This window comes from Alteromonas sp. ABH4_452 (assembly GCF_056311825.1).
Genome location: NZ_CM149973.1, coordinates 3413028 through 3426514 on the forward strand (window position 1 = coordinate 3413028; position 13487 = coordinate 3426514).

At 43.6% G+C, this 13487-nt stretch carries 11 protein-coding genes and 1 pseudogene; 7 read left to right on the forward strand and 5 right to left on the reverse strand.

Translation table 11 applies throughout. The features are described 5' to 3' along the window. Positions 1 to 89 precede the first annotated feature (89 nt). Positions 90 to 371: a hypothetical protein gene (locus ACYX4N_RS14670; RefSeq protein ID WP_474854420.1), complete on the forward strand. Its 282-nt coding sequence runs from the start codon at positions 90 to 92 to the stop codon at positions 369 to 371. Positions 372 to 418: 47 nt separating this feature from the next. On the opposite strand, the gene ACYX4N_RS14675 is transcribed toward ACYX4N_RS14670, so the two are convergent. Together ACYX4N_RS14675 and ACYX4N_RS14680 are read right to left on the reverse strand one after the other, a co-directional pair. Beyond that, positions 419 to 1693, reverse strand: a complete 1275-nt coding sequence (locus tag ACYX4N_RS14675) for a GNAT family N-acetyltransferase/peptidase C39 family protein (RefSeq protein ID WP_476054542.1) — start codon at positions 1691 to 1693, stop codon at positions 419 to 421. After that, positions 1690 to 3177: a RimK family protein gene (locus tag ACYX4N_RS14680; protein WP_476054543.1), complete on the reverse strand. Its 1488-nt coding sequence runs from the start codon at positions 3175 to 3177 to the stop codon at positions 1690 to 1692. The genes ACYX4N_RS14675 and ACYX4N_RS14680 overlap by 4 nt, the downstream gene beginning before the upstream one ends. Before the next feature lie 250 nt (positions 3178 to 3427). Here ACYX4N_RS14680 and ACYX4N_RS14685 point away from each other — a divergent pair, with 250 nt between their 5' ends. Further along, the gene (locus ACYX4N_RS14685) at positions 3428 to 4396 is read left to right on the forward strand and encodes a calcium/sodium antiporter (RefSeq protein WP_476054544.1); all 969 of its coding nucleotides are present in this window, start codon (positions 3428 to 3430) and stop codon (positions 4394 to 4396) included. A gap of 122 nt (positions 4397 to 4518) precedes the next feature. Here the strand turns inward: ACYX4N_RS14685 and ACYX4N_RS14690 are convergent, their stop codons facing one another. After that, positions 4519 to 4896 (reverse strand): hypothetical protein, encoded by a 378-nt coding sequence (locus tag ACYX4N_RS14690; protein WP_474854493.1) that lies wholly within the window; start codon positions 4894 to 4896, stop codon positions 4519 to 4521. 456 nt (positions 4897 to 5352) lie between these two features. Here ACYX4N_RS14690 and asnS point away from each other — a divergent pair, with 456 nt between their 5' ends. Then, a complete protein-coding gene (asnS, locus tag ACYX4N_RS14695) occupies positions 5353 to 6750 on the forward strand; it encodes an asparagine--tRNA ligase (protein WP_474807805.1) in 1398 nt (465 codons plus the stop codon). Positions 6751 to 6883: 133 nt separating this feature from the next. Here asnS and ACYX4N_RS14700 read toward each other — a convergent pair whose 3' ends face one another. Beyond that, positions 6884 to 7783: an AraC family transcriptional regulator gene (locus ACYX4N_RS14700; protein ID WP_476054545.1), complete on the reverse strand. Its 900-nt coding sequence runs from the start codon at positions 7781 to 7783 to the stop codon at positions 6884 to 6886. 242 nt (positions 7784 to 8025) lie between these two features. Between ACYX4N_RS14700 and ACYX4N_RS14705 the strand changes: the two genes are divergently transcribed. Continuing rightward, positions 8026 to 8976, forward strand: a complete 951-nt coding sequence (locus ACYX4N_RS14705; protein WP_476054546.1) for an SDR family oxidoreductase — start codon at positions 8026 to 8028, stop codon at positions 8974 to 8976. Between the two features lie 109 nt (positions 8977 to 9085). After that, a pseudogene (locus ACYX4N_RS14710) lies at positions 9086 to 9223 on the forward strand (fibrobacter succinogenes major paralogous domain-containing protein); the annotation flags it as partial. A gap of 111 nt (positions 9224 to 9334) precedes the next feature. Here ACYX4N_RS14710 and ACYX4N_RS14715 read toward each other — a convergent pair. Next, positions 9335 to 10351, reverse strand: coding sequence for a hypothetical protein (locus tag ACYX4N_RS14715; RefSeq protein WP_476054547.1), 1017 nt, complete (start codon positions 10349 to 10351; stop codon positions 9335 to 9337). A 162-nt stretch (positions 10352 to 10513) separates the two neighbouring features. Between ACYX4N_RS14715 and ACYX4N_RS14720 the strand changes: the two genes are divergently transcribed. After that, positions 10514 to 11656 (forward strand): paraquat-inducible protein A, encoded by a 1143-nt coding sequence (locus tag ACYX4N_RS14720; RefSeq protein ID WP_476054548.1) that lies wholly within the window; start codon positions 10514 to 10516, stop codon positions 11654 to 11656. Continuing rightward, positions 11653 to 13305, forward strand: a complete 1653-nt coding sequence (gene pqiB, locus ACYX4N_RS14725; protein ID WP_476054549.1) for an intermembrane transport protein PqiB — start codon at positions 11653 to 11655, stop codon at positions 13303 to 13305. Before ACYX4N_RS14720 ends, pqiB begins: the two co-directional genes overlap by 4 nt. The last annotated feature ends 182 nt before the right edge of the window (positions 13306 to 13487 follow it).

The window sequence follows — 13487 nt, forward strand, 5'->3', positions numbered from 1 at the left end:
TCGGTTTATCGTTTTTCTTGTAACAAAGAGACTTGTAAACAACCGAATATCAGCAACTTACCTCATGAAATTGAAACGGAGATACTATTATGCCTACAGATGCTCAATTACTGATCGGGAAAGTGTTGCAAATAAAAGACAAAATTGTTGCAAAACGTCATTGCATTCCGAGCGACTTAGAAGCCGAATGGAACGCGTTAAATAAGCAAACTGCATGCTTTGAAAGTGAAGCGCTTTATCAAAGTGCAGTGAAAGGCCAGGAAATGAATAAGCACATTGATTATTCAGGTTCGGTGAAAGAGTTGTCTCAATTGGTAACACAGCTCAAAACACTTAATAGAAAGGTTAACGTTACACAAGTGCATCACTAAGGCTTGGGGCATTTAACTTTGCCTCAAACCTTAGCTTGATATTGGCGTTACTTTTTATTTTTTAGGAGCACCAATGTTCTTACTTTACGCGTGCCATAGCTGGCAAGCCTTAGAAAGTCTTCACGGGCAACCGGAATGTGTTGATACTCGACAGGCTGCCCCTCACTCGCATCTGGATCGTGCAGATAATAGCAGTGAGAATCGCAGCTAGTCACCGCAACCCAATGGGGAACTTTTTTCTTATCAAACGCATATGTGCTGATTAAGCACAATACTGCCCCGCCAGCTTTAAGGGTTTGGTCGATAACATCCATAGGCCAGTCAGAAATTTCAATGGAAATGCCTTTTTTCCGTGCTTCTTCCATAAACTGAGATTCAACGTTTTCAACGATCGCTTTCTTATTAACATCTCTAACGCCATCAACAAAAAGCGGAACGTCTTGGTTAATAACCACTTTCGCCGCATAACCTTCATTCACTGCAGCTAGTGCTAACCCCACCGGGTGACAGCCACCATGCCCTGACATCATGAATATTGTGGTAGCTGTGCGCCACAACGTTAATTCTTTTTCTTGCGTCATTTCATAGCGATTGTTTAATGCACACATCGCCATCATCAATGCCGACGGACCGCAGGTGAAATCAGTTGTTTGCTGATACCACGGGTAAACCTCTGGCTTAACCGACTTACTCGGCACCAATACTTTTTGCATACGCAATGCATCAGTGTGATCGTCGTAGTAATCGGTATACATACCGAACTGACTAAACCCTAACTTTTTATAAAGAGCAATGGCACCAGCATTACCTACTGCCACTTCCAGGCGCATAAATCGCTTTCCCCGCAAAAGCGCCCGCTCCCCCAAGCTACTTATAAGCTTCTCAGCAACGCCAAGCCCTCGAGCCTCGGGCAAAACCGCAATAGAATACAGCCTAGTAAGTTGTGTTCCGCGTCGAAGCAGTAACAGTCCGTAGCCTACTATGCTATTGCAATCCGGCTTATTTGTATCGAGGTTCAAGCCTGAATTTAACGGCGCACGCTCGGCCACGATTAGCTCTGCGTGCTGTGCATCAATGTAAAACTTGAAACGACTTTTACTTAGTCTGTCGGTTGTAAAGCAGGTTTGCTCAATATGCTGAAGCGAAGCAAGATCGTTTAATGTCGCAACACGCAGCACTACACTCGACTGCGTTGAAGGCGCACGGGCACCTTGTGCCGACTTAGTATTCGACGCGCCTTCTGCTAGGCCATATGCACGATTTGCGCTTTCCTGTGGACTTGCATTATTCACTTCAATTACTCGCTCAGCCGATGTAATCATCGCCCTCTTTGCTCCAACCTATCAGCAAATTCCTGCATAATTAATTCGTACAGTTCTTTGCCTAAATATTTATCTTCAACGCCCGAGTCGATACTTGGGTTGTCGTTCACTTCAATAACATAAACCGCATTTCCGGTTTGCTTAATATCTACGCCATAAAGACCGTTGCCCACTGCTTTTGCGGCTTTAATAGCGGCTTGTAATACCGGCTTAGGTACTTCAAACGTTGGCATTGTTGTAAATCCACCCGAGGAGAATCTATCGCCCTGATGGTTATAAATCTGCCAATGGTTGCGCACCATGAAGTACTGACAAGCGTAAATCGGCTTGCCGCCTAACACTCCAATTCGCCAATCAAATTCAGTAAAAATATATTCTTGAACTAGCACTAGCGCCGATTCAGTTAGCATTTGTTCTAAGCGCGCTTTTAACGCTTCTTTATTTTCAGCTTTATGCACACCCCGTGAAAACGAGCTTTCTGGCAGCTTTAATACCAACGGCAAGCCAAAGTCGGCAATGAGTTTTTCGCATACATCATCAGTAGCGCTTGATACAAAGGTCGCTTGTGGCGCAGGCACTTTTTGGTATGCAAACGCATCTTGCAAGTACACCTTGTTACAGCAGCGCAAAATTGACTGCGTGTCGTCCATTACCACAATACCCTCGCGCTCTGCAGCACGGGCTAGACGATAGGTATGGTGGTCAATTGCTGTGGTTTCACGAATAAACAGTGCGTCATAGTGACCTAGCTCTTCTTGCGACAAGCGACTGACTACATTAGCTCGAAAGCCTACTTTTTCAGCCGCTTTTACAAAGTTTTTAATGGCTCGCTCATCACTAGGAGGCGTACTTTCTTCTGGATTAACCAAAATCGCCATATCCCAGCGCGTGCGCTTGCTCGTTTTACTCGCTTTCCACTGTATTTTTGCCTGTTTCTCAAGTTGCTCGATAAAGCGTGCTTGTTGCGCTGCATCTAAATCTTTAAACGCTTTAGCTTGCAACGTTGCAAAGCCTTCAATTTGCACTTTATTCGTAGCTTTGGGCAATTCGTTGGTATCGGTAACCATGAGGCTTAGTACCAATACCGGATAAGAATATTTTTCAAACGCTTGGCGGGCCAAGCGCTTAAAGCGCTGATCTTTCACTTCACCGAAAAGTACTAATAAAGGCTCATCGGTAATTTCAGTATTATCTTGAGATACCGACAAGGAAAAAGCGATGCGATCGATACTTTTCTCTTCAGCCATACGCAAATCATTGATGGTATTTACTGAAGGCAACACAGAATGGTTACGAGCCTGAGCCAACAACGAACAGTAATAGCCCTCGCTTAAATATCGCGTGGTATCGCAAATATTAATAACCCGGGTTTTGGGTTCGTTTAGCTTTGGGAACTCAGCAAGGTATTCTTGAAAAGTAAGTACAGTTAATGAAGAGTTACGAAAAGGGATAACATCGTCAGTAACAATCAAGGTTTTGTGCATTAATGTCGCTTCTAAAAGATGGTAGGTAAGTTAAAACGTAAACGGCGGTGCTCAAATAGCATACACAGTTATTTAGTCGCGAAGTTTACGCCTAACTTCAATTTTGCATAGCACAATCTGCACGGCTTTTTTTCATCGAAATGACAATAAAAACTGATGTACAATTAAATCTATTGATAGAGCTTTTGTTTATTAATTTTGTCTATAAATAGAGATAGACAAAACGACACAAATGGTTTGAGGAGTAAGTATGTTACTAGCCAGTGTGGCTATTTTGATCGGGTTACCCGTACTGCTTTGGAGTGCAGGAAAGTTTGTAGGTGGTGCCGCATCAGTCGCTAATCATTATGGTGTATCGCCCCTCCTAATAGGTATGCTTATTATTGGGTTTGGTACGTCCGCTCCTGAAATTATCGTTTCTATTTTCGCCGCGTACCAAGGTAACTCGGGCATTGCGCTGGGTAACGCCTACGGCTCGAATATCGCCAACATTTTGTTAATTTTAGGTTTGACCGCCGTTATTAGCCCTATTGCGGTTAGATCGGAAATTATCAAAAAAGAATTGCCCGTACTACTGGGCATCACTTTTTTTGCTGTGTGGCAGGTATGGGACTTAACGGTTTCCAAAGATGACGCGTTTTCTTTGCTAGGGCTATTTGTACTGTTGATTTCATGGAGTATCTATCACGCAATGAAAGGCGATAAAGACGCCCTTGCCGATGAATACGATGAGGAAATCAATAGTAACGAAGGCACCGTTAAAACCCACGTTATGTGGTTAATTGCGGGTTTACTGTTACTTGTTGCAAGCTCTCGGATGCTGGTTTGGGGCGCGGTTGAATACGCCACCTTCTTTGGTGTAAGCGATACGATAATCGGCCTTACCGTTATCGCAATTGGTACATCACTACCCGAACTCGCGTCGTCATTAATGGCCGTTAAAAAAGGCGAGCATGATTTAGCAATTGGCAATGTTATTGGCTCTAATATGTTTAATACCCTAGCCGTTGTGGGTATTGCAGGGACGATACAGCCTATGACAGTAGATGCTGAGTTCCTTTACCGCGATGCCATGGTGATGTTCGCCTCTACCGTGGCACTTTTCATTTTCTGTATCGGTATTAAACGTCAAGGTCGCCTTAACCGCCTTGAAGGTGGCGCATTTGTGCTAGCTTATGCTGCTTATACCTATTGGCTAATTCAGGCAGCGTTTATATAGGCTGCAGAATTGTACAAAGAGTAAAAATAGTTGGCTGACAACAAAAAGCTTGGCTGCTCTACTGACGTAAAGTGCCAAGCTTTTTTGATTTTCTCGCCATTAATTTCGTTGGTTAACCTGTGCTATAACCCCAACGTAGTCGCAAGAGTTATTAAACTAATTGCCGCAATAGCAAACAAGATTATAAGGTTTACGCCGAAGGAGTCTGTGCGTCGACGATTGCGTCTTGCACGCATGACAATGCTGACAAGGCTTACTATTAAGCATACCTGCAGCATAATAGTCATGGCAGACAAATGACCTTCAGACCAAGATGAGTCCCCTTCTATTCCCCAATACTGCTGAACGCCACTGATGAAGTCGGGCCGAGCGTAGTGAAACAATATAAGAACCACCACCATTCCCACCCAACCGAACACGTTGAGGCCAAGCATTACCTTATAAAAGGGAGTTTTTGAGCGTGGCGTCGAACGCCGTTCAGCTAATTGCTCATAGGTCATAGAACGCCTGTCAATATCGCCTGTTGCAGAGGATTGTGACGCGCGTTGAGATTCCCCCTGCGTTTGCTGCTGGTTATGTACCGACGTGCCTGAATCATTTTTATTTCCCATTTGTCACTCTGTTCTCTGGCATCCCGCTTTATGTTGGGTATACTAGCGTGCTATTGGATTGTATTTCATTGGTTATTTTTACATCGCCGAAGCGAATTCCGTTCGGTGTATCTCGTTATTTATACTTATTTCTATAATTCGCGATACATAAATGTCATAAAGAAGTTAACCATAACTTCAATATGCAATTTACCGGCATTAAAGACTTATCGGCACAGCAATCCAAAACATTGACCATAAAGCAAATTTTAGTGCAATTTTTCATGCATAGTTTAATGCACTAGGTTGATACGCTCGATGTGTATTCGAGCAACAACATAAGATCAGTAAGACGGAGAAATTAACATGACGCATGCGCCCGTAGTTGACGTGCTTAAAGGTAAGTACGCCGTTGGCGAATCGGTAACCGTTAAGGGTTGGGTAAGAACACGCCGCGACTCTAAAGCGGGGTTATCATTTATTGCACTACACGATGGTAGTTGCTTCGATCCTGTACAAGTTATTGCGCTAAATTCTCTGTCAAATTACGCCGATATCCAGCGCCTTACTGCTGGTTGTTCATTGTCGGTAACCGGTACAGTGAAAGAATCGCAAGGCCAAGGGCAATCACTAGAAATTGATGCGACCGAGGTAGAGATTGTAGGTTTGGTTGAAAACCCTGATACCTACCCAATGGCGGCAAAGCGCCATAGTATTGAATACCTACGTGAATACGCACACCTGCGCCCGCGTACCAATGTTATTGGTGCGGTTACTCGTGTACGTAACTGTTTGTCTCAGGCTATCCACCGTTTCTTCCACGAAAAGGGTTACTATTGGATTTCTACGCCAATTCTAACGGCTAGCGATACAGAAGGTGCTGGTGAAATGTTCCGCGTATCAACCCTTGATATGATGAACCTTCCGCTAGACGATAAAGGCAATGTTGATTACTCAGAAGATTTCTTCGGTAAAGAAACCTACCTAACCGTATCGGGTCAGCTTAACGTTGAAACTTACTGTACAGCTATGTCTAAGGTATACACCTTCGGACCTACGTTCCGCGCAGAAAACTCAAATACGTCTCGTCACCTTGCCGAGTTCTGGATGATTGAGCCTGAAGTGGCATTTGCTGAATTGAAAGATGTCGCACAGCTTGCTGAAGACATGCTTAAGTATGTGTGTAAAGCGGTATTAGAAGAGCTACCTGATGATATGGCATTCTTCGCCCAGCGCATCAAGAAAGATGCGGTTGAGCGTTTAGAAAAGCTAGTTAGCTCTGACTTCGTGCGCATGGATTACACTGACGCTATTGAAATTCTGCAAAACTGCGGTAAAGAATTCGAATTCCCTGTTGAATGGGGTATCGATTTATCTTCTGAGCACGAACGTTACCTTGCCGAAGAGCATGTTGGTGCACCAATCATCATGCAGAACTATCCAAAAGACATTAAAGCGTTCTATATGCGCATTAACGACGACGGCAAAACCGTTGCAGCAATGGACGTACTAGCGCCAGGCATCGGTGAAATTATCGGTGGTTCTCAGCGTGAAGAACGATTAGATGTTTTCGATGCTCGTCTTGAAGAAATGGGGCTATCGAAGGAAGACTACGCATGGTATCGCGACCTACGCCGCTACGGCACTGTACCTCACTCAGGTTTCGGTCTAGGTTTCGAACGTCTTGTAGCTTACGTAACCGGCATGCAAAACGTACGTGACGTTATCCCATTCCCACGTACACCGGGTAACGCTAGCTTCTAAGCTGTTGTTCACTATATTTAGAAGCCCGCTGCAGCTATGCTGTAGCGGGCTTTTTTATCAATTCCGCATAAAGTTAAGCCGCAAAGCTCAGTCTCAAGCCTTTATTTCCTTACATCCACCACTATAACCACACCTACTGCAACATAGTCGCGACTTTAGCCTTGTTTTCTTTTTCCCACTGCTTTGGCGATAAGCCATACATTCGCTTAAAATCTCGGCTAAATTGGGATGAACTGATATACCCAACATCCATAGCAGCAACACTTACATTTGTACCTTCTGCTATGCGTTTTGCTGCGTTGTTCAACCTCATAGACTTTACGAATTGAATAGGCGACATATTAGTGGCTTGCTTAAACTTGCGGTGAAATGCGGCCCGGCTCATACCCACTTTGTTTGCCATATCGTCTATGGTAATACTTTCATTGACGTGGGAAGCCAAGTACTCGATAGCTCGTACAATACCGTTACCCACACCAAAGCTTTGGCGCACTGCTCCACCCGCTTCGCCTTTTAGAACAGCGTAATACACTTCGCGTAACCGATTACTCGCCAACATGGCAATATCTGTTGGTCTGTCAGTTAGCAAAAGTAAGCGATATAGGGCACCTTCAAAGTCAACGCTCCACTGCGCTGAAGCAATGCCAGAAACTGCACTTTCTGCTGACGACGTTTTTAAACTTCCTGACACGCTTTCAAACTCAATTGCTAAGTCAGTCATCATCCTGCTGTTTAAAGAGATATAAACGCCAAGTAATGGATTAGTCTCAGAAGCGTCGGGAATTCCTGCCTCAACCGGCATAGACATAGTGCAACACGTATATTTACTTGTACTAAACGTGTGTTTTTCACCGTTTAAGATGGCCTCTTTCCCGCCATAAACAATGGCGGTCAGAGACGGTTCATATACCACGGGGGCGCAATCGATAGGTGCTGTTATTTTAAAAAGCTGAACACCTTCTATTCCGGTGTCGTAAAGCCCGCTTTGCGTCACCTTGTCTTCAATAAGTTGCTTTATTAATGATTTACTCATTTAGAGATCAACACCGTTCAGTTAATTTTGGCTTGTAAAGCTGTCGACTTTTTAATATCGCATTGCACAAAAAGCCTTGGCAAAGTCAACTTTTCAAGTTTACTTAAATTAGCACCCAACCACCTCTTTAACAACGAAGTGATACAAATAGGCAACTTTTAAAGACCATTACGCCTACTTTTAAAACCTCATGGTTACTATATTACAAATATAATTTTTTAGTAATTAAAAGGTAAGCGAACATGGCTAACTCTAATCAGTTTGGAAAAGACGGCTGGACGCCAGCACAAATAGAAAACACTGAAGGCAAAACGTTTTTAATAACTGGGGCGAATACAGGGGCAGGCTTTGAAGCATCGCGCATTTTGCTATCGAAAGGCGCCAAAGTAGTCATGCTGAACCGAAGCCCGAGCAAGTCCCATGACGCTATTGCCAAGTTAAAACAAGAGTTTGGTGAAACCGCTAATGTCAGCTATATCCGTTTAGATCTTGGCAGCCTTGCTTCTGTGCGACAGTCATCTAAAGAAATATTAGAACAAGTACCTGTTATCGACGCGCTGATTTGTAATGCCGCTATCGCACAAATTTCGACTCAACAATTCACTGAAGATGGCTTTGAAAGCCAATTAGGTGTTAACCACTACGGGCACTTTTTGCTTTGTGGACTGTTGTTTGATCGCATTAATGAATCGAAAGGACGCATTGTAGTGGTTGCCAGTGAAGGTCACAAAATGGGTCTTAGAACCATGCAGTTTGACGACATGAACTGGGACAGAAATTACAACCCGAATAAGGTATACAGCCAAAGTAAGCTTGCTCAAATGATGTTTGCATACGAACTGCAAGACAAAGTAAAAGCACATAATAAACACGTGAAGGTGTTTGTTTGTCACCCCGGTGCGTCGAATACTACCCTTATCAGGGAAAGTGCTAACTTCTTAACCCGTATCTCTTGGTCTTTTATGGTGAAAATTGGGCTAGCCCAGTCTGCAGAAAAAGGCGCATACCCAGAAGTTATGTGCGCCACCGAAGAAAACCTTAAACAACGTGCCTACTACGGCCCAACAGGGCTAATGAATTTTGGCGGTCCAGTTGGAGAATGCAAGCTAGAAGACTTTGCAGTAGATAAACAGGTATTGACGAAACTATGGGCGCTGTCAGAAGAACAAACGGGCTTTTCTTGGCAATTCTGATTAACTGGTTTGGACGTATTGAGAGTGTAATGAAATGAAAAGCGCCCTTTTCTTATTAGGAATATTAGCAATGTTATCAACATACGCGAACACGGCTTCTACTGACAAAACTAGCGCCACTGATAAAGAGGCATACGCCCGCACCCTCGCCTATTCGTGGTGGAACTCACATAAAGGCGAAATTAGAAGGGCAAAGCTTAACAAAGACTATATGTTTAGCGTTAGGTGTGTACGAGATGCCAAGTAGCTTTATACGCATGGCAGATACTGTAAAAGCGTTTTCAAGGTATCGCCATTCGTACATTTAATCTAAACCTGCGATGGCCCTGCAAATTATGAACGAAAAAAGCGGAGCGTTTTAATCGAGCCCAATAGCAGCTGAACGACAGGGCTCTACTGTATACGTATAGCCAATTTCATTCTCAGGCGTTTGCGCTATTTGTAATATCTCGTAATCATTAAGCTCGATGACGCGCGTTCCTTCAGGGTGGGCACAGCGGGAACGTGAATCTGCCTCAAATTCATAGATAAAACTAGCTAGTGCTTGGCGTTGTATCTTTTTATAACGAATACTTTTTTGCTTAGCATCGGTGAGAAGCGCAGTTAAATCTTCTTCTAGCTCAGAAGTATCTTCCGCTTGTTCCTCAGTAAGTGGTACCTCACTGTTTTCAATCGACGTTTCAGTCTCGTTTTCGATTGTGATCAGCTGGCTTGTACTTTCAGCACTAAACTCGGAGAGTAACCCCACCTGCCCCGCTAACACACTAAGCTGGAGCGCTACACCTAATGTCCAAACAAACCGCGCTACAGCGGTAGAAAGTACATAGCGATAACCAGGCTTATGCCACAGTTTTTGCACACCAAAAGGCTTGAGTAGTAGTAGAAAAAATAGATAAATAAAGATAACTAGCATTCCGCCAACGAGTGCCATTAACGTGGTGACAAAGAACCAGCTTGGCACCATAAGTATGAGCGCGAAATTGTGGCTGTAGGGCAGCGCACCAGCCGAAACGCCGGTTATGCTATTTACTAACCCGCTAGCAGAAGCGAGCGCAAAATTCGCGATAACGGCATAGACAAACAAAATTGCCGCTTTACCCGGTAAACTATTCCAAAGCGCCATAAACCTTGGCCAAGTTTCATTAACAATACCACTAAGGGCAAAGCCAAACATGACCGTTTCAAATAAGCCACTTTTAACATCAAAAAAAAGCTGTAATAAAAGCATTGCAGTTGCCAGAAAGTAGCACCGCTGAGCAAAAGTGATACTCCCCCAAAAGCGCAAAAAGCCGATACGCCTTTTTAGCAATAAACGATTCCCTTGTTTTTTAACTTTTCTGTAAGTACCGCGAATTTCGTTTGTTATTTCCATCATTTACTCGTCAATTATTGTTGTTATGTTTCTAAGCACGAATGACTTTACTTCCCGATGTGGCCGCAATACGCTATTCTGTTGAATTCAAAAAACAACGAGTTATTTCATTAGGCTGCTCTCTATCATACATCCAGTGTGTAAAAAGTGGCGCAATAAAACTTTATGGCTGAATCTAATACGTTATCTATAGTTTGTGAGCAATGCCATACTAAGGTTCACATACCGGCGCTAGCGCACAGACAAAGAGCAGTTTGTCCTGTTTGCAGCCACACGTTAGTTTCGTATCGCGTCGGTGCCAGCGAAAAATTACTCGCTTATGCTTTCAGCGCGCTTATTTTTTTATTGCTCTCGTTACCCTTTAACTTTTTGACATTTAAAGCGAGCGGGCAAAAGCACAGTATCGACCTGCCAACGGGCATTACCGTGCTCATTGAAAATGATTACTTATCTCTTGCGATAATAACTAGTTTAGCCACGCTTTTGCTACCCGGAATGGTCCTTGCTGGCCTGTTATTGCTTTCATTAGCGCAAATTCAAAACCGCCGCCCCTTTTACTTGGGTAGACTATATAAGCTGGTTAAAGCGCTTTTGCCATGGAGCATGGCTGAAATATTTCTGGTGGGCACCTTGGTAAGTCTTATCAAGATTACAGAGTTAGCCGACGTATCTATAGGGCTGTCGTTTTATGCGTTTGTCGGCTTTTCAGCATTTACTGTCCTTTGTATATATCAATTCGACACGACAAGCTTTGCCTTATGGATGTCACAAGGCCAACCCCCTCAACCCAAACCCCTATGCGAAAAACAAGCGCAAGTGAGTATTCAGCGCACATGGGCATTATTGTTAACCGCTTGTATTTTATATATTCCTGCTAATATGCTGCCAATTATGTATACTGAATTCTTTGGTCAAGAAACACCAAATACCATTATTGGCGGTGTTATTTCACTTTGGGAATCTGGCTCGTATCCGGTTGCGATAATCATCTTAATTGCCAGTGTGGTTGTTCCGGTTGCGAAAATATTAATTCTTGCTTGGCTTAATTTTTCCGTACAGCGAGAGAAAACCACTTCAAAACAATTACGTATACGTTACTACCGCATTACCGAAGCGATAGGTCGCTGGTCGATGATAGACGTTTTTGTTGTAGCAGTACTGGTGTCTCTTATACAGATGGGAAACACTATGTCGATTTATCCGGGCCAAGCGGCACTCGCCTTTTGCGCCGTAGTATTTGTAACAATGATAGCCGCGATGACATTTGATTCGAGGCTTATTTGGCAGCAGTGGAAACAATTACCATGACCACAAACGATCCCAACATTAACGAGGCAAAAGTTAAGCCCACTTCATCGGTCTCTCGCATTTGGATTATTCCAATTCTTGTGATTGTCATTGGTGGCTGGATGGTTTATTACCAATGGAAAAACCAGGGCCCACTTATCACTATTGAACTGCAATCAGCTACCGGAATTGAAGTAAACAAAACCCCAATAAAAGTGCGTGACTTAGACATTGGTCAGGTTAAGAAAATAACACTGAAACCCGATTTAAACGGTGTGCTTGTTACGGCAAGAATTGATGCCAGTGCGACCCATCTGCTCAACGAAAATGCAAAGTTTTGGGTGGTAGCCCCGCGTATTAGTTTTTCGGAAGTATCTGGGCTCAATACCCTTTTATCTGGTAGTTACATTGCCATGTCTGCTGACGACAAAGGCAAAGAACAACTGCATTTCACTGCGCTTGAGCGCCCACCTGTTACGCCGCCCGGTACTCCTGGCCTTCACGTTATGCTAAAAAGCGACGACGAATTTGCTTATAAACCTGGCGACCCTATCATTTACAAGGGCTTTAAAGTGGGTGAGTTTGAAGATGCCACATTCAATATTGAAGAACGTGTAGTGTATTACGATGCCTTCATTGAAGCGCCCTATCACAAGCTAATTACTAACACGACCCGCTTTTGGGACGTCAGTGGCGTAAAACTTCTACTTGAATCAAATGGGGTCAGTGTAGAAACCGGAAGCTTAGAAACCTTATTAGCCAATGGCATTACCTTTGGCATTCCTGAAGGCGTACCAAAGGGTGAACAGGTATTAGACAACGCCTTTTTCACTATTTACGGCGACAGTACTTCTGCCTCAGATGCCCGTTATAAAGTAGCCGCTGAATACCTGTTACTTATCGATGAAAGTGTACGAGGGCTCACCGTCGGCGCGCCCGTTGAATACCGAGGCATTGAGATTGGTAACGTCACTGCAATCAACTCCTTCCCTGCGGTTGAAGGAAACATTCTAGAAAGGGACTACCCTATTCCGGTGCTCATCAACATCTACCCGGGTAAAGCGCGACAACCTGATACAGAAGAAGGACTGAGTGCCATAAAGCAAACCATCAGAAACTGGTTGCACCGAGATCTTAGAGCCTCACTTCGAATGGGCAATGTTTTGACCGGTGGTCTCTACGTAGATTTACAGCATATTCCTGATGCCGACGCCGGCAACGAGATCGCCGTCATTAACGGTTATGAGGTAATTCCTACCGTAAGTAACGAGTTTACTCAGTTAACGCAAAAAGCTGATGCGATCCTAGATAAAATAAATCAGCTCCCCCTTAAAGAAATGGTTGAGAACGTACAGTTGGCCGTTGAAGATATGCGTCTAGCGGCAGAATCAGTAGAAACAGCAAGTGATGACTTCGATTTACTTATCGCCGACATTGATGCAAAAGCCCTCAACAGTAACCTTAATCAGGTTCTTGTGAGCCTTGATAGCCTACTGAAGAATTACAGTGAGGGTGGCTTTAATCAATCTGAAATTAAAGAAACCGTTGATGCCTTGCAAGAAACCATGCGTAATATTCAGCCTTTGCTTTTGAAATTAAATCAGTCTCCGAACAGCTTAATATTTTCCAAGGATATTGAGGCAGATATTCAGCCCAAGGCAAAAAAATGAAGTAGCTATTTAAAATTCTGTTCAATAAAAATCACTGTACATAAATTATTCATTTTGGCGCAAAAAATGAATACAAATGAATGTAAACGAATAAAGGTGTATGAGTCTGTAAACAGATGAGATATGCCTCAATTCGACTAATTGGGCATATACCCTAAACTTTATTTTTGGAAAGATCGCAA